Source organism: Frankia sp. R82 (genome assembly GCF_023716925.1).
In the GTDB taxonomy this organism is placed as follows: domain Bacteria; phylum Actinomycetota; class Actinomycetes; order Frankiales; family Frankiaceae; genus Frankia.
The window spans coordinates 1-19,706 of sequence record NZ_JAMQQG010000077.1; the positions used below are offsets into that span (position 1 = coordinate 1).

The 19,706-nt window shown below is 71.8% G+C and carries 18 protein-coding genes and 1 pseudogene; 10 read left to right on the plus strand and 9 right to left on the minus strand.

Going from position 1 to position 19,706, the window contains the following annotated elements; all coding sequences use genetic code 11:
- Positions 1 to 162: 162 nt before the first annotated feature.
- The 3 genes from ND747_RS14255 to ND747_RS14265 form a co-directional block, all read right to left on the minus strand.
- Complete coding sequence (locus ND747_RS14255; protein ID WP_251734104.1) at positions 163 to 1,374, minus strand: ArsA family ATPase; 1,212 nt, start codon at positions 1,372 to 1,374, stop codon at positions 163 to 165.
- 6 nt (positions 1,375 to 1,380) lie between these two features.
- Positions 1,381 to 1,815, minus strand: coding sequence for an SRPBCC family protein (locus ND747_RS14260; protein ID WP_251734105.1), 435 nt, complete (start codon positions 1,813 to 1,815; stop codon positions 1,381 to 1,383).
- 171 nt (positions 1,816 to 1,986) lie between these two features.
- Positions 1,987 to 2,754 (minus strand): metallophosphoesterase, encoded by a 768-nt coding sequence (locus tag ND747_RS14265; RefSeq protein ID WP_251734106.1) that lies wholly within the window; start codon positions 2,752 to 2,754, stop codon positions 1,987 to 1,989.
- A gap of 151 nt (positions 2,755 to 2,905) precedes the next feature.
- Between ND747_RS14265 and ND747_RS14270 the strand changes: the two genes are divergently transcribed.
- Positions 2,906 to 4,771 (plus strand): long-chain fatty acid--CoA ligase, encoded by a 1,866-nt coding sequence (locus tag ND747_RS14270; RefSeq protein ID WP_251734107.1) that lies wholly within the window; start codon positions 2,906 to 2,908, stop codon positions 4,769 to 4,771.
- Here ND747_RS14270 and ND747_RS14275 read toward each other — a convergent pair.
- The 3 genes from ND747_RS14275 to ND747_RS14285 form a co-directional block, all read right to left on the minus strand.
- Positions 4,768 to 5,916: a glycosyltransferase family 4 protein gene (locus ND747_RS14275; RefSeq protein WP_251734121.1), complete on the minus strand. Its 1,149-nt coding sequence runs from the start codon at positions 5,914 to 5,916 to the stop codon at positions 4,768 to 4,770. The two genes, ND747_RS14270 and ND747_RS14275, sit on opposite strands and share 4 nt — an antisense overlap.
- 23 nt (positions 5,917 to 5,939) lie before the next feature.
- Positions 5,940 to 6,263: a hypothetical protein gene (locus ND747_RS14280; RefSeq protein ID WP_251734108.1), complete on the minus strand. Its 324-nt coding sequence runs from the start codon at positions 6,261 to 6,263 to the stop codon at positions 5,940 to 5,942.
- A 238-nt stretch (positions 6,264 to 6,501) separates the two neighbouring features.
- Complete coding sequence (locus ND747_RS14285) at positions 6,502 to 7,992, minus strand: NYN domain-containing protein (RefSeq protein WP_251734109.1); 1,491 nt, start codon at positions 7,990 to 7,992, stop codon at positions 6,502 to 6,504.
- Positions 7,993 to 8,683: 691 nt separating this feature from the next.
- Between ND747_RS14285 and ND747_RS14290 the strand changes: the two genes are divergently transcribed.
- Positions 8,684 to 10,390 (plus strand): Tn3 family transposase, encoded by a 1,707-nt coding sequence (locus tag ND747_RS14290; protein WP_251734110.1) that lies wholly within the window; start codon positions 8,684 to 8,686, stop codon positions 10,388 to 10,390.
- A gap of 76 nt (positions 10,391 to 10,466) precedes the next feature.
- Here ND747_RS14290 and ND747_RS14295 read toward each other — a convergent pair whose 3' ends face one another.
- On the minus strand, positions 10,467 to 10,670 hold the full coding sequence (locus ND747_RS14295) for a hypothetical protein (protein WP_251734111.1): 204 nt from the start codon (positions 10,668 to 10,670) through the stop codon (positions 10,467 to 10,469).
- Between the two features lie 294 nt (positions 10,671 to 10,964).
- Between ND747_RS14295 and ND747_RS14300 the strand changes: the two genes are divergently transcribed.
- The 6 genes and pseudogenes from ND747_RS14300 to ND747_RS14325 all read left to right on the plus strand — a co-directional run bounded on the left by ND747_RS14300 (position 10,965) and on the right by ND747_RS14325 (position 14,843).
- The gene (locus tag ND747_RS14300) at positions 10,965 to 11,432 is read left to right on the plus strand and encodes a hypothetical protein (protein ID WP_251734112.1); all 468 of its coding nucleotides are present in this window, start codon (positions 10,965 to 10,967) and stop codon (positions 11,430 to 11,432) included.
- A gap of 326 nt (positions 11,433 to 11,758) precedes the next feature.
- Positions 11,759 to 11,911: pseudogene (locus ND747_RS14305) on the plus strand (tetratricopeptide repeat protein); the annotation flags it as partial.
- A gap of 173 nt (positions 11,912 to 12,084) precedes the next feature.
- Complete coding sequence (locus tag ND747_RS14310; RefSeq protein ID WP_251734113.1) at positions 12,085 to 12,651, plus strand: recombinase family protein; 567 nt, start codon at positions 12,085 to 12,087, stop codon at positions 12,649 to 12,651.
- Between the two features lie 263 nt (positions 12,652 to 12,914).
- On the plus strand, positions 12,915 to 13,646 hold the full coding sequence (locus ND747_RS14315; RefSeq protein WP_251734114.1) for an alpha/beta hydrolase: 732 nt from the start codon (positions 12,915 to 12,917) through the stop codon (positions 13,644 to 13,646).
- A gap of 103 nt (positions 13,647 to 13,749) precedes the next feature.
- Entirely contained in the window at positions 13,750 to 14,355 is a 606-nt protein-coding gene (locus ND747_RS14320) for a dihydrofolate reductase family protein (protein WP_251734115.1), read from the plus strand.
- Positions 14,352 to 14,843 (plus strand): GyrI-like domain-containing protein, encoded by a 492-nt coding sequence (locus ND747_RS14325; RefSeq protein WP_251734116.1) that lies wholly within the window; start codon positions 14,352 to 14,354, stop codon positions 14,841 to 14,843. The genes ND747_RS14320 and ND747_RS14325 overlap by 4 nt, the downstream gene beginning before the upstream one ends.
- Positions 14,844 to 14,913: 70 nt before the next feature.
- On the opposite strand, the gene ND747_RS14330 is transcribed toward ND747_RS14325, so the two are convergent.
- Positions 14,914 to 15,513 (minus strand): cation transporter, encoded by a 600-nt coding sequence (locus ND747_RS14330; RefSeq protein ID WP_251734117.1) that lies wholly within the window; start codon positions 15,511 to 15,513, stop codon positions 14,914 to 14,916.
- 169 nt (positions 15,514 to 15,682) lie between these two features.
- Positions 15,683 to 17,503, minus strand: a complete 1,821-nt coding sequence (locus tag ND747_RS14335; RefSeq protein ID WP_251734118.1) for a bifunctional 3-(3-hydroxy-phenyl)propionate/3-hydroxycinnamic acid hydroxylase — start codon at positions 17,501 to 17,503, stop codon at positions 15,683 to 15,685.
- Between the two features lie 274 nt (positions 17,504 to 17,777).
- On the opposite strand from ND747_RS14335, the gene ND747_RS14340 reads away from it, so the two are divergent.
- The gene (locus ND747_RS14340; protein ID WP_251734119.1) at positions 17,778 to 18,119 is read left to right on the plus strand and encodes a metalloregulator ArsR/SmtB family transcription factor; all 342 of its coding nucleotides are present in this window, start codon (positions 17,778 to 17,780) and stop codon (positions 18,117 to 18,119) included.
- A gap of 79 nt (positions 18,120 to 18,198) precedes the next feature.
- Entirely contained in the window at positions 18,199 to 19,419 is a 1,221-nt protein-coding gene (locus tag ND747_RS14345) for a malic enzyme-like protein (RefSeq protein ID WP_251734120.1), read from the plus strand.
- Positions 19,420 to 19,706: the final 287 nt, after the last annotated feature.

The window sequence follows — 19,706 nt, forward strand, 5'->3', positions numbered from 1 at the left end:
GAGTGGGGGCCGGTCCGCTGCCGGCGGCGGAATCTGCCGCCAGGGAGCGCAGCGCGTCGGCGAGCAGGGCCGCCTCGACGGCCAACGGCCCCGGCGCGGGTGGATGCCCGGCCCCGGCTGCCCCGGCCGAGCTCGCGGGCCCGGCCGGCTCGGCTGCCGCGGTCATGCCCGCACCCAGCGATCCGGGTCGGGAACGAACGAGACCACCAACCGGTCACCGCGCAGCCGGGCGGTACTGACATCGCAGCGACGCAGCGCCGCGGGCAACGGAACGGCCCGCCGGAACGCGCCGACGGTCACCACCAGGTCGTCACCGAGGCGGGCCAGGTCCACCTGGGAGCCGTCGACGAACGGCAGCCCGAACGTCAGCGCGAATCCGTCCTCGGTGCGCTCGACCCGCGGCTGGTCACTGTCGCCGGCCAGGCCCACGCCGAGCACGCTGGCCGGATCCAGCTCGCCGTAGGCGGCGGCACCGAACGCCGCGAGCTCCTCCAGGCCCACCGGCTCGCCGGCGCGATAGTTCACCGGCAGGACGGGGGTCGGCGCGAACGCGCTGGTCAGCTCGGCGAGCTCCTCCCGGTGGGCGGCGGCCCAGCCAGCCCGCCAGGCATCCGCCCCGACCGGGGACAGGATCCGGTTGACGATCACCCCGTCCAGGGTGAACCCGTGCAGGGCCAGGGCGGTGAGGCTGCCCCGAGCGGCCTGCAGCGCGCCACCCTGCGGGGTGAGCACGAGACGCACACTGGTGGTGGCCTGGTCGGTCAGGATGGCGCGCAGGTCGATCGCGGCCCGGTGGACGCGGGAGACGGTGTCGTAGGCGGGGGCCGCCAGGTTTCCCCACCGGCCACCGAACGTGGAGCGGCCGAACCCGGGCCGCAGCCAACGAGCGAAGGCCCCGTCGGGCGGCAGCAGCCGCCGGCAATACCACGACAGGGTCTCCGGGAAGGCGAGCAGCCGCAGCATGCCGGCGAGCGGGCCACCGTCGACCACGACGACATCGTGGTTACCGGCGGTGAGACCATCGCGCAGTTCGAGCAGGGTAAGCGTTTCGACGGCGCCGGGCAGGAAGGCGAGTTCCTCCAGTTCCACCGGATCGACGGCGAAGCTCGGCCAGGTGTGCGCGAGCACCGCGCGCACCGCCGGCCAGCGGGCCTCGACGGCCCGGCGCAGGTCGACCTGCCGCCCGGTCAGGTTGGGTTCGAGCTCGGTTTCCTGCGCACCGACCGGATGGTCGAGCACGCCGGACAGCCCGGCCGCCGGGTCGACGGACAGCAGCAGGGTGCGGTGCCCGCGCTGGGCGGCGAGCACCGCCGTCGCGGCCGCCACAGTCGTCGTACCGGCCCCGCCCTTGCCGGTGACGAGCACACACCGCACGAGCGCTCAGCTCTCGACGTGCTTCTTGAGGTCTTTCAGGGCAGCGTCGACGATGCCGTTCTGCACCTTGCGCCGCAGCATGCCCGGAATCTTGACCTTGGTCTCGGCGGTGAGATCGTAGGTGACCTCGGTGCTCCCGTCGCCCAGGTCACGCAACGTGTAGCTGCCGTCCTGCAACGACATCGCCTCGCCCTGCACCATCGACCAGGTGACCTGTGAGTCGGCCGTCCAGGTGTACTCGTTGACGAACTCGTCCTTGATGACAAGAGCGTTGATCCGGAAACGGGCGCGGCGTGGCCGGCCGTCAGGGCCGCTCTCGAGCACCTCCGCCTCCTCGATCTGCCCGACCCAGACCGGATAGGCGGGGATGTCGGCGATCGCGCCCATCACTGCGGCCGGCCGGGCGTTGATGACGATCGTCGATCGGGCGTGGTCCGCCATGGCGAGGAGCACCTCCACATTCGTCTGAACATGTCTCGTCCGACACGTCTGCAGGAGCGAGCACGGCACCGCCGGCTCGCCGGTTTTCGGGCATCCTCGCGGTGCCGGATGATTCCCCGACCGATCGCCTGAGGCTACCGGAAGCCGGACCGTCCACCACGGAGCGGCCGGCTACCACTCCAGGACGAACGGCCGGCCGGTGGCGTTGAAATGCCCGACGTTCACACACCGCGTGCCGCCGATCTCAATACTGGCCCGCAGCGGTTGGTGCACGTGCCCGAACAACACGTAGCGAGGCCGGGTGTTGTGAATGGCCGCCAGGATCGCGGTGCTGCCGCGCTCGAACCGGCCGGCGACCACGTCGTAGACGAGCTCCGGCAGATGCGGCGGAATGTGACAGCACAGCACGTCCACCGCGCCGACCGCAGCCACCTTCGCCGCGAAGGTCGCGTCGTCGATCTCATGGGAGGTACGCATCGGGGTGCGCAGTCCCCCGCCGACGAAACCGAAGCGCCAGCCACCGAGCTCCACGGTCTGCCCGTCCAACAGGGTGACGCCCGACCGCAGGAAGTCGGGATAGAGGTGGGGAAGGTCTACATTGCCGAATGTCAGGTACGTGGGGGTCGGGAAGGCGGCGAACACCTCGGAGTACTGACGGCGGACCGCGTCCTCGACGACGCGCGTGCGGTCCTCGGCCAGCCCCGCCCACAACGACCGCGACCACTCCCGCGCCTCGTCGAACCGGTTTTCGGTGCGCAGGCGCACCATCCGGGTGACGGCCTCGGCGCCGAACAGGTCGCCCATGATGCCCCGGCCGTGGTCGGCGTAGTCGACGAACAGCACCAGGTCGCCCAGGCAGATGAAGACGTCGGCACCCTGCGCCGCGGCGGGCAGCGCATCGGCCCGCCCGTGTACGTCGCTGACCACATGCACCCGCATATCCGAAGCTTAGGGCCACGACGGTCGCCTGCCTCGCCGTCGACGGCTAACGTCTGATGCCCCGGGACGATCGAGGCGGCCCACGAGTATCCACATCGGGCGGGCACCGGAAAACGTCCGACCGCAGGCCCGCGAACCAGTAGGAGTATCTGTGCGCGAGTACACCTCTGCCCCTGCTGTCACCATCGCGGACGACGCGACGTTGACGGAAGCGGTGTTCCGTAACGCGCGGCGTGATCCGCAGCATGTCCTGCTCCGTCGCAAGGAGGGTGACCGGTTCGTCCCGATCACCCAGGCGCAGTTTGCGGACGCGGTGACGGCGACCGCCCGTGGGCTCGTCGCCCGCGATGTCGCCCCCGGCGCCCGGGTCGGCATCCTGAGCCGCACCCGCTACGAGTGGACGGTGCTCGACTACGCGATCTGGGCGGCCGGCGCCGTCACCGTGCCGATCTACGAGACGTCCAGCCCGGACCAGATCGAGTGGATCCTCGCCGACGCGGGCGTCGACCTGCTGGTCGTCGAGGACGCCGAGCTCGCGGCCCGGGTCGCCGAGGTCCGCGAGCGGGTGCCGGCGCTGCGCGACGTGCTCGTCATCGACGCCGCGCCAGGATCGGACACCGCGGTGCGGGCGGACGGTGCGGCCCGGACCGATGGCGGCGCGGGGGCATTGGCCGTCCTGGCCGAGGCGGGGGCGTCCGTCGACGAGGAACGGCTCGCCGCGGCCCGGGCCACCCAGAACGCCGACAGCCTCGCCACGATCATCTACACCTCCGGGACGACGGCCCGCCCCAAGGGCTGCGAGATCACCCACCGCGCGCTGCTGTTCATCGCCGCGGACGTCGTCGCGATGCTGCCCTCGATGTTCGCCGTCGAGTCCTCCACCCTGCTGTTCCTGCCGCTGGCGCACGTGTTCGCCCGGATGCTGCAGGTCGGCGTCGTGCAGGGCGCGTTCGAGCTCTCCTACTCCCCCGACAGCCGCACCCTGGTCGCCGACCTCGCCCTCACCCGGCCAACGTTCCTGCTCGCGGTTCCCCGCGTGTTCGAGAAGGTGTTCGCCGGCGCCCGCACCAAGGCCCACGGCGAGGGCCGCGGGCGGATCTTCGACGCCGCCGAACGCACCGCCGTCGCCTACAGCGAGGCTCTCGACCACGGTGGCCCGGGTCTGCCGCTGAAGCTGCGCCACCGGGTGTTCGACACGCTGGTGTACCGCAAGCTACGGGCGGCGCTCGGCGGACGGGCGCAGATCGCGGTCAGCGGTGGGGCGCCGCTGTCGCCGCGCCTTGGCCACTTCTACCGCGGCATCGGCTTCATCGTGCTCGAGGGCTATGGCCTGACCGAGACGTCGGCGCCGGCGACGGCGAACCGGCCCGGCGCGATCCGGATGGGCACCGTCGGCCAGCCGCTGCCGGGCGTCACCGTGCGCATCGCCGACGACGGCGAGGTGCTGATCCGCGGCCCGCTGCTGTTCCGCGGCTACCGCAACAACGAGACCGCGACGAAGGAGGCGCTGGACAGCGAGGGCTTCCTGCACACCGGTGACCTCGGCCAGCTCGACGACGACGGTTACCTGCGCATCGTGGGCCGCAAGAAGGAACTGCTGGTCACCGCCGGCGGCAAGAACGTCGCCCCGGCCCCGCTGGAGCACGTCATCGCCAGCAACCCGCTGGTCAGCCAGGCGATGCTCGTCGGCGACGGCCGGCCCTACATCGCGGCGCTGGTCACCCTGGAGCCGGACGCCTTCACCCGCTGGCGCGACCAGACCGGCCGACCCGCCACGGCCGACCTCGCGAGTCTCGTGGACGATCCGGACCTGCGCGCCGAGGTGCAGGGCTCGGTCGACGCGGCGAACAGGACGGTCTCGCGGGCGGAGAGCGTGCGCCGGTTCGTGATCCTGCCCGACGACTTCACCGTGGAGGGCGGCGAGCTCACCCCCAGCCTGAAGGTCCGCCGCTCGCTGGTCCTCGAACGCTACGCGGACGCCGTCGAAAGCCTCTACCCCGCCGGCGGACGCGGCTAGGTTGGCTCGTCGTCCGGGATCGTCCCGGTGGCGAGCAGGTGGCGCAGGCGGGCGGCGAGGACATCCCAGCGCCAGTGCTGCTCCACCCAGGCCCGCCCGGCAGCACCCATCGCGGCGGCACGCTCCGGGTCGGCGAGCAGGTCACCGACGGCGATGGTGACCGCGGCCAGATCCGTTCCGTCGACGACGGTGCCGGTGTGCCCGTCGAGCACCGCGTCGGGAGCGCCGCCGCTGCGGCCGGCGACCACGGGCCGCCCGGTCGCCGATGCCTCCAGGTAGACGATGCCGAGCCCCTCTACCTCGAGGCCGCGCAGCCGGGTGCGGCACGGCATCGCGAACACGTCGCCGGCCGCGTGGTGCGCGGGCAGCTCCTCCCACGGAACGGACCCGGTGAACGTGACGTCGTCGGCGACCCCGAGCTCGCGGGCGAGACGTTCCAGCTCCGCCCGGTGCGGACCGCCGCCGACCAGCAGCAGCGCGGTCTGTGGCACTCGGCGGCGCAGCTCCGGCAGGGCTTTGATCAGCATGTCCTGCCCCTTGCGCGGCACCAGCCGGCTCACGCAGACCACCACCCGGCGTTCGGTGAGCCCGTACCGGCGGCGTATCTGCTCACGCCCCGCGTCGGGGCGGAACACCGAGGCGTCGACCCCGCTGGGCAGCCGGGCGAACACCGGCCGACCGCCGGCCGCCGGGGCGATCCGAGCCCGGGTGTAGTCGGTGAGGTAGGTGAGGACATCGGCCGTCGCACCGATGCGGCGCAGCGCCTGGCGGGCCGCTGGCAGCGCCGCCCATCCGACCTCGTGACCGTGGGTACTGGCCACCACCCGGGTGACGTCCGTGCCGCGGCGCACGGCGGCGCCCAGCAGGCCCAGCGGCGCGGCCGCCCCGAACCACACCGTGTCGCACCCCTCGGCCCGGGCCAGATCACGCACCCGGCGGGCGACCGCCGGGGTGGGCAGCAGCAGCGACGTCCGATGACGCACCACCGGGAACGGCTGCGCCGCGTCGAACTCGGCCGCGCCCTTCCAGGCGGACGCGTACACGACGACCTCGCCCGCCGGGAGCCGGGAGGCGAAGGAGTGCACGTACGCCTGGATGCCGCCGGGCCGCGGCGGGAAGTCGTTGGTCACGACCAGCACCCGCATCCGGCCATGTTCCCGCATCCGCCTCAGCCCGCGCGGCGCGGGGGCGCCGCGCGGTGGATGGTGCGTTCCAGCACCGAATCGGCGAGCTCCTCCAACGGGGGTAGCAGCCCCGCGGCCCCCAACAGCCGCAACGCACGCTGTTCCTCCGCATCCCATCCCCCACCGCCGGCCCCGGACGGCGCATCGGTACCCGAGCGCCCACCTGCTGGCGCCGGAGCGCGCCTCGGGTCACGGGCCGGGCGGACGGCGGGAGGCGGTGCCTCACCGGCGTCGGCGAACATGACGGTGAGGACGCAGCTGGCGCACTGCACGCCGCGGGCGACGCAGGAATCGCAGTCGATCAACATCGCTTTCACCTTCCCGAGCTCCGGACGGGCACGGCCCGCCGACGACGGGTCTCGTTCTCCCGGCAGGCCTTGGTCTCCGGCAGGCCCTGGACTCCGGCAGGCCTGCGCGCCGACATTCCGACGTCACCGACGGTAGGACTCGGGTCCGACAGTTTTCGCCGGCCGACTGTCAGCGCCACTCAGGGCGCTCAGCGTCGGGGTGCCCAGGTGGTGGCGCCCGGCCGGGTCCGGCGCTGGCTCAGCGGTCGAGGCGGGCGAGCAGCGCGGCGGACGGGACCGCGCGAGCGCCGGCGGCCTCGCAGTTGTCGGCCACCTCGCGGTCGGAGGTCACGACGACGACCGGCCGGCCCTGCGGTTCCAGCTTGACCAGCCGGACGATCTCCTCGTCGGCCAGCCGCCCCGGCCGGCTGAACAGCACCCGCACCCCGCGGGGCATCGCCACCCCGACCGGGCGCGCCACCACGGCCGTCGCGTCGAACACGACGGTGACCTCGCTGTCGGGATGGCGTCCGACCAGGGCCACCAGTCCGGACAGCAGCCGTTCCCGCTGCGAGTGCAGGGGAAGCTGGCCGTACCCGCGTTTGGTCACGTTGTAGCCGTCGATGATCAGATGGACGCCGGGGACGGCCAGCACCTCGTCCAGCAGGGTCGGATCGTCGTCGGGCCGGCCCCGGGCGCCGACGAACGCGTGCGGACCATGGCTTGGCCCACCGTGTTCCCGCGCGAGCAGATCCGCCGGGCGGCTGGCCGACGGGGGCAGGTCGAGCTCCCGGCGCACCCCGTTCGCCGCGGCGATCAACGTGTCCAGCAGGACGCGCAGCCGGGCATCGTCCACGCTGCGGGATTCGCGGGTGTCGCGACGGGCCCCCGTCAGCGCCGTCTCCAGCTCGCCGATCCGGGCACGCAGTCGGCGCACCTCGGTCTCGGCCTCCCGGGTCGCGGCGACGGCCTCGTCCCGGGCGGACTGGGCGGCGCGCACCGACGCGTCGGCCGTTTCCTCCGCCCGACGGATCCGGTCACTGGACGCGCGCAGCCGGCGTCGGGCCTCGTCGGCGTCGGCGCGGGCGGTCTTTGCCGCGCGGGCGGTCTGTTCGGCGCGTACCGCGCGGGCGACGGCCTCGGCGACACGTTCGGCCGCCTCCGCCTCGGCGGCCTCGACCTGCGCCTCGGCGGCGGCGACGTCCCCGAGGGCGGACATCTGGCGGGCGAAGGCGTCCAGGGCGGCGGCGAGGTCGGTGGCGAGGGTCTGCATCCGGGCGGCGAGGTCCTCCGCGCGGGCCCGGCCCGCCGCCAGGGTGCGCGCGGCGGCGGTGGCGGGTTCACCGTGTTCACCGCCGGCATGCCGGGCCGGGTGCGTCCCCCCGGCGGCGGGACGGGCGGCGAGGTCGCGGCGGCGGCGGTAGGCCGACAGCCGGGTGTGCGCCGGATCGTCACAGTAGGCCGGGGGCCGCCCCGGTCCGTCCGCCGGGGCGGGGGGACGGGTACAGCCGGGGAATCCACACCGCACCGCCGCAGCCGACGCTGCCGCTGTGGGGTCGGCCGCTGTGGGGTCGGCTGCGGTCCCGGTCGCCTGCGTGGACCCGACGACCGGTGTCACGGGGGAGGTCGGCTCGGGAGTCACGACGCCGTCGGCCTCATCCGCCGTGGCACCCAGCCGGTCACCTGGCCCCGCGTCGAGGGACGTGCCGCTGGCGGGGCCGTCGGCATGGTCGTGGGGCGGTGTTGTCACGGGGGGTGTGCCGGGCGGGGGTTCGACGGCGGGACGAGGCGTCGGCGGACGGAACGGCCGGCCCGGCTCCGACGGCTCCTCCGGCTCTGACGGTTCCTCACGCTGCCGCGGCGTCCTGGGTACCCGACTCATCCCACGTCCCTTTCCTTCGTCCGACGTCCCCCCACCCTACCAATCGTCATTATGTATCGGATCGTAGGGTGATACGTAACATCGTATCGTCACGGAAGGATACGTAAACGAAACGGAACGGCCGGCGTGTCGACCGACGGCTGACGCGCGATAAGGGAGGGTTATCGCGCGTCAGGTTGTGGGGGCCTCGTGAGCGCGTTGCCCGGTGGTACGGGTATCGGCCTGCGATGCTGGCAGAGTCGCGTGTTCTACTGACCTGTATTCGCAAGATCGGAAAGGCTCGCCGTCGCTGGCGGTACAGAGCGCCGGCCACCTCGTCGGGGTCCGCCACCGGCTGTCCGTAAAAGATCCGCCTGATCTGCGGGTCAACGGCGGCGTGCAGGAGCACGCGTGCTGGGACTGCACCGCCGGTCGCGTGAAACAGGCCCTCGCGTTTGATCACGCGCGCCATACGCCGTTTCGGCGACTGGCATTTGGACCTCGCCCCGCCCGAGGGCGTACGGCGTTGGGTCGCTCGGTAGCCTGCTGATCACTGTCGGGGTGTGGTGCGGGGTGGCCGGTGGCGTCGATCGAGCGGACGGCGTATCCGCGGTTCAAGCGGACGATCTCGTCGCGGGAGTTGTGCGAGGCGTTCACGGCGAGCCCGGCGGAGATCGAGTGGGCGGTTGAGCGGACCACGACCGCTCAGCATCGCCTTGCGCTGCTGGTGCTGTTGAAGTGCTACCAGCGGTTGGGCTACTTCCCGAGCTTGGCTGCGGTTCCGGCGGACGTGGTCGGCTATGTGCGCGGCCAGTTGGAGCTCGAGGGGTCGGTGGCCGCGGAGCATGACGCGCCGCGCACCGCGAAGTGGCATCGCGGCCTGGTCCGGGAGCGGCTGGGTGTGGTGTACGAGCCGGCGAAGGTCCGAGCGGTCGCCGAGGCCGCCTTGCGGGACGCGGCGCAGGGCAAGGACAACCCGGCCGATCTGATCAACGCGGCGCTCGTGGACGCGGGCTATCCGGCGAACGCCGACCTGGTCATCGACGAGACCAGCGGCATGCCGATGCTCAAGGCCCGCCGCGGCCGCCGGCCCTCGGCCCGCGTGTTGGAGGAGGAGATCCACGCCCGGCTGCCGCAGCGGGCGCTGCTGGACATTCTGACCCGCACCGCGCACCTGCTCGGCTGGCACCGTCACTTCGGCCCGGCGTCCGGGTCGGACCCGAAACTCGCCGACCCGCTGGCCCGGTATGCGCTGATGACGTTCACCTACGGGGCGAACCTGGGCCCGGCGCAGGTCGCCCGGCACATGCGCGGGCAGGTCTCCGCGCACGAGCTGTCGACCGCGGCGAACAAGCACGTCACCGCCGGCAAACTCGACCAGGCGTCGGCGGACGTGACCAACGCCTACGTCCAGCTCGACCTGTCCCGCGCCTACGGCGACGGCTCCACCGCCGGCACCGACGGGTCGCAGATCGACACCTGGGAGAACAACCTGCTCGCCGAGACCTCGGTCCGCTACGGCGGATACGGCGGGATCGCGTTCCGGCACATCTCCGACACCTACATCGCGTTGTTCAGCCGGTTCATCCCGTGCGGGGTGTGGGAGGCCGTCTACATCATCCGTCGCACCGGATGTGGTGCACGCCAGACGTCGCGACCGCTTGAGGTGGTGGTGCTGGCGGCTGTTCCCCCGGATGGAACCGCCCTGTCCAATGCCATCGCTCGTCGGCGACAGGCAGGCCACGCCGTCGTGGTCCGCGACAGCGAGACACTTCCGCTCGCCGCCCGCACGGCGCTGCACAGCGGTGCCCGCGGCTACCTGTGCGCCGGGGACGGCCCGACCGAACTCAGCCACGCCGTCACGATGGTCACCTCCGGTGGCTTCTGGCTTTCGGGCGGGGCCAGGCGTGGACCTCTCGCCTTTCCCGGAAATGCGCTCGGCCCCCGCCAACTGGAAGCAGTGACGCTCTACGCCGCAGGTCTGACCAGAGCCGAGATCGCACACACCATGACGATCTCCCCCGGCATGGTCAACAACTACCTTTCCGACGCGCAGCAGCGGATCGGCCAGGACCTGACACGGCTTCGTCTCGGCCGTCATGCCTGGGCCACGTTGAGCCCACGCGAAATCGAGGTATTCGAGCTCCACCGTTGCGGCCTGTCGCGGCGACAGATCGCCCTTCGTATAGGAATACGACCCGACACCGTCAAGGAACATCTCGCCGCAGGACGCCGGAAACTCCGAAAAGCCGGCATGTACTCCTCCTCAGCTTCCCCAACCGGGTAGGCACAGCAACCCTGGCCGGGAGGAAACCCCGGCCAGATGCCGGTGGCCGCGGACTGCGCGCGGCCGGGCCCCTGGGTCAGTCGTCGGCGAGGACCTCGGTGATCCGGGCGAGGAGCTCGGGGGTCACCATGACCCGGCCGCGGTTAAGGACGATGTCGGTGAGCTGTTGGTCGAGCCAGGCGTTGACCGGGGCGTAGCCGTGGGCCGCCGGTCCAAGCCGTTGACGCGCTGATGGCGGCCGGCGCCGACCTGCCCGGCGAGCCGGAACCCGCGACTCCACCCGATATGCACCGGTTCTAACTTTACAAACCACACCTAGTGCCACATTGCACGCAATATTATTAATTCAATTAATACTCATAGAATTTTTGGCGGAAAGTCCGACTCATGCCAAAAATATGGAATGAGCTGTCGGCTAAATGACATATCCCGTGTCACGGTGATGATCCTGGGAAACTGGGGGCTGCTAGCCAATTTGGGTAATCCGGTGAAACGCGGGGGCAGTGACCGCGTGCGGGACCGCCTGCGGTTATGCCTAACTGGACCGCAACCTCTTCTTTTAAAGGAGTAGAAGGTGCGCAAATCGATCGTCGGATCCGTCATGGCAGTGTTGGCCACCGGCTCTCTCGCCTTCTACGGGCCCACGGCCGCGAACGCTTCGACCTTCCCCGGCCAGCTCGACCCGGGCGACCGCCTCCCCAGTGGTAGACAAATCGTCTCTCCAAACGGCGTCTACGTCCTACAGATGCAGGGGGACGGCAACCTGGTGGAACGAGCGCCGGGCAATATTCCGATCAACGCCACGAGCACCGATGGCCACCCGGGAACGATCGCCGTCATGCAGGCAGACGGCAACTTCGTCCTGCGTGCACCCGGAAACATCCCGATCTGGTCCTCACGCACAGACGGCCACCCCGGAACCGTGCTGCAGGTACAGGACGACGGCGCTGTCGACCTCTACGCCCCAGGCCACAACATCCTGCGCGTGATCTTTCCGCCCCACGAGGCGACCGTCGACAACACCAGCCCCATTCCCCGCTGACGCGGAGACCTTCGGGCGGGCTACAGATGGGTGTCTGCGCGCCAGCCGCAGTCACACCGGGCTTCCTGTCGGCGAGGTCTTGGGGAGCTAAGGGGTCTACGGGCGATCAGGCCGGCGCGGATGTGCGCTGGCATCCCCTCCGGATAGAGACGGAGAGGCACACGGAGGGCCACGCCGATCGTGGACATTGCGACCGCTGACCACCCTGTGCCTGCTGACCCCCAGCCTCGTCCCGGCGGCACGGGTGGTGGCGGATCCCCTGACAGTCTGCGGCCGGCTGCGGCGGTCCTCGCTGCGGTCCGCGGGGAGCATCCGCACACGCTGACCTCGCCTTCTCCTACTGGCAGGCGGGGCGGACCGGCGAGGCGATCGCCCTTTTGGAGCGGGTGGTGGCCGATGCCGAGCGGCTGCTCGGCGAGGAGCACCCGGACACCGTGGCGGCGGCTGACGCGTTGCGTGTGTGGCAGGGCGAAGTCTGATCCGATCGTGTGACTGTCGCCGGACTGTGTGGGGTTGGGGTATACCCCAACCCCACACAGTCATCCAGTCCGAAACATGTCAGGTTAGGGTCCCCGACAGCGTTTCTAGACGCATGTCTACACGGTTCCTAGAGCCCAGCCTGACATTTCGGGGTGTGGAAGGGGCCAGGCGGATGCGGGTCGGCTACGTCAGGGTCAGCAGCGCCGACCAGCACACGGTCAGACAGCTCGACGGGATCGAGGCCGACCGGCTCTTCGTCGACAAGGCGTCCGGGAAGGACAGCGACCGGCCGAAGCACGACGAGCTGCTCGGCTTCGTCCGCGACGGCGACACCGCGCTCGTGCACTCCATGGACCGCCTCGCCCGCAACCTCGACGACCTACGCCGCCTCACACGGACCCTGACCGGCAAGGGAGCGCGGATCGAGTTCGTCAAGGAAAGTCTGACCTTCACCGGCGAGGACTCGCCGATGGCCACCCTGCTGCTGTCCGTCATGGGCGCGTTCGCCGAGTTCGAACGCGCCCTCATCCTCGAACGCCAGCGCGAAGGCATCACCGCCGCCAAACAGCGCGGCGCCTACACCGGCCGCAACCCCGCCCTCACACCCACGCAGGCCAGAGAGCTGGTCGAGCGCGCCACCGCCGGCGCGCGGAAATCCGACCTCGCCCGCGAGTTCGGCATCAGCCGCGAAACCGTCCACAGCTACCTGTGGACCGCCGCAGCGGGTGCCACTGTCTGACGTCCTAACCGTCCTGCTCCACGTAGAAGTCGCTTAGCGGAACTTCTCGGTCCGCTGTTCCTCGGGGGCCGTATCGCGGAGCGCTCGCGCACACCTGGTGGTGGATCACGGCGACGGCTGCTATGGTGCCGGAGGCCGGGCAGGAGACCGAGGAGGTGGTACCCGTGAACGCAGTATCGACATGGGTGCTCCCCTGCGGGGTCACGGTGGGGCGGTAGGTCGTCCGGGAGCGCCGTTTCCGAACGCTTCCGGAAGGCACGACCATGCGCTTCACGTCCCGTCAGCGTCTTGACGACGCTGTCCTCGAACGCTCCTTCACCCTCGGTGAGATCCCCGGCGTCCTGTGGACGTCCGCGTCCACCGCCACGCCGGCCCCGCTGATCCTGCTCGGTCACCCCGGCGGACTGCACAGGATGTACCCCCGGCTGGCGGCCCGGGGCCGTTCCTGTGTGGCGGCGGGCTTCGCCGCGGCCGCCCTCGAGCTGCCCGGCAGCGGCCAGCGGCCCCGTCACGCCGCCGCCGAGCAGGCCCGCGCCGACCTGCGCCGGGCGCTGGAGGCCGGTGAACCGGTCGGTGAGATCGTCGACCGGCTCGTCCTTCCGCTGGTCGACCGGGCGGTCCCGGAACTGCGGGCCGCCCTCGACGACCTCCTTGCGCTGCCCGAGATCGACGGCCCGGTCGGCTATGCGGGCGGGGTGATGGCCATCGGTATCCGGCTGGCGGTGGTCGAGCCGCGCCTTGCGGCCGCGGTGCTGTTCGCCGGGAGTTTCGTGCCCGCCGTCCTGGTCGAGCAGGCCCGGCAGATCACCCTTCCGCTGCAGGTCCTGCTGCAGTGGGACGATGAGAACAACGACCGGCAGCAGGCCCTGGACCTGTTCGACGCCTTCGGCTCCCGCGAGAAGACGCTGCACGCCAACATGGGCGGGCACACCGGCGTCCCGTCGTTCGAGGCGGACAGCGGGAACCGGTTCTTCGCCCGGCACCTGCTGGGATAGGACCCGGCCGTCAGGCCGGCAGCTCGCGGGTGGGTAGGTTCGTCCGTGGACGTGCCGTCGGGTTGTGACCGGCGTCGGTTCCGCTGGCAGGAAGGAGTGGTGCGTGCGCAGGCTGGTCTATGTCGTGGCCTCCACCGTCGACGGGTTCGTCGCGGGTCCGGACGGCGCCGACCCCACTGGTCCCGACGGGTTCTGGCCGGTGCCGCCGGACTATGTCGAACATCTCGCCGCCGAGTACCCGGAGACCCTGCCCGCTCCAGCCCGGGTGGCCCTGGGCATCACCGCCCCAGGAAGCCGCTTCGACACCGTCCTGGAAGGCCGGCGCAGCTATGAGGTCGGGCTGCGGGCCGGCCTGACGAACGCCTTCCCGCACCTGCGGCACCTGGTGTTCTCGCGAACCCTGACGGTGAGCCCGGACCCGGGTGTGGAGCTGGTCGCCGCCGACCCGGTGGCGACGGTGCGGGAGATGAAGCGACAGGAAGGAAAGGACGTCTGGCTGGTCGGTGGGGGTGAACTCGCCGGCGTCCTCTACCAGGAGATCGACGAGCTTGTCGTCAAGCTGGGACCGTTGACCCTCGGCGCCGGCATCCCGTTGTTCTCCCGGACCGCCGCGTTCGACCCGAGAACCTGGACGCTGACCGACCACACCGTCCTCACCAGCGGTGCACTTTTTCTGACCTACCGTCGGTCGCCCGCCCAGACGACGTGACCAGGAGCGCATCCCAGGGCCGGCCGGGCGCCGAACCTGCCCTGCTGACGGTCCAGCCGGCGATCACCGCAACTATCCGCCGCGTCGTCTCGACGATCGATCTGGCGCAGTTCTTCGACGTCTCGTTCCGCACGCTGCCCGCGACGATCTCCGCGCAGGGAGTCGACATCGTCGGCCCCGCGTTCTGCCTTCACCACGGGGCTGCCGCCGACACCGTCGACGTCGAGGTTGGATTCGCCGCGGGCCGCGCGATCCGGCGCGTCGGTGACGCCACCGCAGGTTCGCTGCCCGGTGGGCATGTCGCGCGGCTGATCCACCGCGGTGGGTTTGACGGACTCGCCGCGTCCTGGGCACGGCTGCGGTCCTGGGTCCAGGAGCAGGGGCTTGTCGCGGGAACGACGAGATGGGAGGTCTACCTGACGCAACCCGCGCCGGACATGGACCCCCGCGATCTGCGCACCGAACTCACCCTGCCCCTCGCAGGCTGATCGACCGCACGGTCACACCCCCTGGGACAGGCCGGTCCGGGCCGGCTTTCGCCCCGGGGCGCCGGGCCCGTCAGTGCTCGGCGACGAGGACTTCCTTGGCCTCCCGCGCCGCGTAGTACACCAGCACGTAGCCGGCCGCCGGGTCCGCCCACCACAGGCCGGCCGCGGTGTTGAGGACCAGGCCGAGCAGCACCGCGGCAGCGAGCAGGCCGTCGATCAGGGTGACCCGCCCCTCGGTGGTGAGCACCGGGTTGTCGAGCGCCGCACCGGTGCGGGCCTTGCCCGCGGCGAGGGTGACCATGACCGCCGCGGTCACCGCCGTCCACGCGATGCCCAGCGGCGAGTGGCGCGGGTGGAAACCGGCCGCCAGCACCCACGTGGACGCCACCAGCAGGTAGAGCGCGAGCAGCGCGAAACCCACGCCGATCATCCTCAGCGCGCGGCGCTGGCGCTGCTCGCCGGTGCCGGACAGCTCCCAGAGCACGACCGTGGACGCGCCGATCTCGATCAGCGAGTCGAGGCCGAACCCGGCGAGCGCGACCGACCGCGCGGCGATCGCCGCGACGGCGAGGACCGCGACGGCGACCACGTTCCAGCCGAGCGTGGCGTACTCCAGCGCGAAACCCCGCCGAAGCAGGGCGGGGCGGTCGGGGGTGTCCATGCTGGTCATCGCGGCGGCCTTCCACACGGGGTCGGGTGGTCCGGAACAGGCGTCGCCAGAGACGACCCGGGCTGGGTGGATCCCGGAACGTTCACGGCCACCACACGATCTCGCCCACGGGTTCCTGGCTGTTACGCGCCTGCCCGGTCGCCACCCCGTTCCGGGCCTGGCCGGGGCTTCAGTCGGTTCGTCTGATCGACCTGGTCAGGATCGGGACGGGGGTGGTCTGCGCCGCCGGGGAGGCAGCGACGCCCGGAAGATCGATTCCTCGTGGTGGCGTCGAGAAGACGCCCAGCAGGAAGCGGTCGGGTCGCACGACGGCGACCCGCGTCGCGCTGGCCCGTGGTGGCCCGGGGTCGCCGGCTGTGCCCGGCCTCCCACGGCCCAGGCGGCCCAGGCGGCCCAGGCGGCTCGCGTGGCCTGCGTGACCTGGGTGGGAGTCGGTCAGCAGGCGGATCAGGGTCCCGTCCAGATCCTCGAGTGCCGGACAGGTCATCCCGGCGTGGGTACGTAGATCACCCGGTGCTACGACGGCGAGGGTGGTGGCGGCGCGTCGATCCACCCAGGCACGTGCCGCGGGATCCAGGCCGGCGACGGGGTCGGCGCCCAGGCCGATCAGTGTCCACGCGTCGGTCAGAAGCTCGTCGAGCTGGAGGAGGCGGCCGTCGAGGGTGCGCAGGCGCGGGTTGGGCAGCACGACGCCGGCGCCGGGCAGCGGACCGGCGATCCGTCCGGGCAGGCGGGGACGCTGGTGGGTGAGGCCGCCACGCAACGCCTGGCGTAGGCCCGGGGTGCGGTCGAGGGTGAACAGGACCGTGCGGGTGAGCCGGGACAGGGCCGGGTTGGTCGTCTGCACGAGACGGCCGATCCGCAGGGCTCCGGCGATCACCGTTTCGACGTGGCGGCGCCGTTCCCGTTCGTAGCCGTCGAGAAGGCCGTCGTCGGCGAGGCCGCGCAGGATCTCGTCGAGTCGCCAGGCCAGGGCCGCGGCGTCGCGGATGCCCGCGCCCAGGCCCTGGCCGCTGAACGGTGGCATGCTGTGCGCCGCGTCGCCCGCGAGCAGTACCCGTCCCTGGCGCCACCGCTCGGCCGTGCGGGCCTGAAAGGTGAACACGGCGGTGCGGGTGATCCGGACCTGGTCCGGGTCGACCCAGGGGCGCAGCAGTGCGCGCACGCTGGCGGGCGTCGCCATCTGCTGCGGATCCTCTCCGGGCAGCAACATCCACTCCCACCGGTGCCCCCCGGGTGTGGGCATGGTGACCGACGGGCGCCGCGGATCGCAGCTGAACGCGAAATAGGGCAGGTGCGCCAGCGGGGCCGGGGTGGCGACGTCGACGACGAGCCAGCGCTGCGCGAAGGTCGTTCCCTGGTAGCCGATGCCGAGCATGCGTCGGACGGGACTTGAGGCACCGTCGCAGCCGACGACCCATCGGGCGCGTAGCCGGGTGCCGTCGTCGAGTTCGACGGTCACGGGGTCCTCGTGGTGGGCCGCGCCGTCCAGGCCGGTCGCGGTGGGCTGGTGCAGGGCGGTGACGGCGCGGCCGAGCTGGAGCTGGACCGTGGGCAGGGTGGCGATGCCGGCGCGCAGATCCCGCTCGAGGGTGGGCTGGTGGAAGAACGCGGCCACGGGCATGCCGAGCTCGCTCTCACCGAGACCCAGCTCCATGAGAACCCGCCGGCCCGGACCGAGGATCATCTGGCGCCCACAGGCGTGGACGTGGTCGAGGAGGTCGGCCAGCCCCGGCAGCCGGACCAGCAGCCGCAGGATCTCCTCGTCGACGCCCACCGCGCGGGGCAGCGCCGTCGGCTCGTGCCGCGGTTCGACGACGGCCACCGACAGCCCGCGTGCGCCGAGCAGCGCTGCCAGCACCGCGCCGACGGGCCCGTAGCCGGCGATCAGCACGTCGACCTCCGGATCCTGTGACGATCCGGCCGCCCGCAGCAGCGGCAGCGATGATGCGGAGCGCACGGGGTCCAACACCTGGACGCCATCGTCCACAGGGTTACGTCCTTTCGTGGTGCCGTTCTACGGACCGTTCAGTGACGGAAAGTAGAAGTTCTTGCTGTGCTATGCAACGGTCGGCCCCGCTGTGCCGCGGATTTTCTCGGTCGTCGCCAATATGAATTGCATAGTTCTTCAATTGACCACATGATAGTTTTCGGCCGTGGAACCTCATGGCCTCGGCCGTCGCCCAGGGGCCGCACAGGGCATGGGGGTGTCCGGGGGCATGGGCTGTGCAGAGGCCGGGGTGTCCAGGAGGAGGCGGGCGGCAGTGCAGGTTCCGCTGTACCAGGCGAAGGCGGAGCTGTTTCGGATGTTGGGTCATCCGGTGCGGATCCGGGTGCTGGAGCTGTTGCAGGCCGGCCCCATGCCGGTGCGGGACCTGCTCGGCGCGATCGAGATCGAACCCTCGAGCCTGTCGCAGCAGCTCGCGGTGTTGCGCCGGTCGGGGATCGTGACCGCCACCCGCGACGGTTCGACCGTGGTCTACGCGCTGGCCGGGGTCGACGTGGCCGCGTTGATGCAGGCCGCGCGGCGGATCCTCACCGGGATGCTCGCCGGTCAGGCCGGGCTGCTCGAGGAGCTCCGCGAGGCCGAGACGAGTGCGCGGTGAGCGTGGGAGCGCACCCCCCGAACCGGACGCCCCGGGCGTGCATGGTGGCGTGCGGGCCGGGCGTCGGGGCGCCGAGGCGATGACCACGAATCCGCCCGGGGCGAAGCCCGCCTACAGCATTCGGATCCACGTCCCGGCACCGGCGGCGGCGACCGTCGCGGCGGTCGTGGCCGATGCGCCCGGCACGATCACGGTGCACGCCGACGAGTCCGATCCCGCCGGTGATCGTCGCATCACCCTGGACGCCGACGGCGGGCCCACACTGCGCTGGCTGCTCAGTGCGCTGCGCCAGCGACTGGGTGCGGACCTGCTGCTGGCCGAGGATCTGGTCTTCGCCGCCGCGTCCACCGGCAAACTCGTCCAGCGGGCCTACGCGGCGACCCCGACCAGCCACGACCTGGCGTTGTCCGACGCGGACGCCGACCGGCGCGTCATCGACTACCTGACCGACCATCCCCGCCACGTCGACCGGGTCACCGGCCGGTCCCGCCGGGTGGCGCTGCTGACCGACGCCAGCGCCGTGCTGGACTTCGAGCCGCTCGCCCCCGAGGCCGCCCTGCCGGCGGTCGAGTCCCAGGCACTGCACCTGCACCTGGCCACCGGCCTGGACGTCGTCCCGCTGCCGGTCGCCGCCCGCGACCCGGCCGACCTGGCGACCGCGATCGGCCTGCTCGCCCCGGGGTTCGCCGCCACCGTTCTGGTCCACACCCACCTGCACCGCGTCGACGCCGCCCGCGCCGCGCTCGCCTGCGACACCCACCTGCTGCTCGACACGGTCAACGACGGCCTCGCCGTCGCCGCCACCGCCGCGGTGCTGGGCTACCTGCGGGCGCGCGGCGTCTCCCCGGGCCGCGCCCGGGTGGCCGTGGTGGATCCGGCCCGGGGCGGGGACCTGGCCGGCCTGCTGGTCGCGGTCGGCGTCGGTGATCTCACGCTCTACGACCCGGTCGAGTATGGCATCCGGGCGTTGCACCGGCTCGCCGCCGACCTCGACCTGATCGTCGATCTGATCGGACTGGCGGCACCGCCCGAAGGCGTGTTCGTCCTGCGGGCCCGCCCGGAAACCCCTCCTCCGCTGGCCGCGGCCAGCTCGGGGCCCCGTCCGCTGCACGCGTTGCCCGGGCTGCTGCGCGCGGCCGTCACCACCCGCCGGCCGATCACCGTCGCGGCCCGGGTCGCCGCCGTGCACGCCCTCGTCGCCGCGACACCCCCCGACGCGCTGCTGCCCGCCCTCGACCACCCGCGGCTGGCTCCCGCCGTCGCGGCGGCCGCCATCGAGGTCCTCACCGCCGGCCGCTAGGCGGCACGTCGTGGCTCGGGGGGCTGCCCCGGCCGGGGTGTGCGGGCGACCTGCTCCCGTTTGATCGGCTATCCTGCGGAAACATGTTCCGTTTTGCGGCGGTGAGGCGATGACCATGAGCGTGCCGCGATGACCATGAGCGTGCCGCAGCGGGCCGCCCCGGACGCCACGCCGGTGTCGGCGCGGGCTGACGTGCGCCGCAACCGTCATCGGCTGCTCGACGCGGCGCGCGCCGCGTTCACCGAGACGGGCGTGGACGCGCCCCCCACCGAGATCGCCCGTCGGGC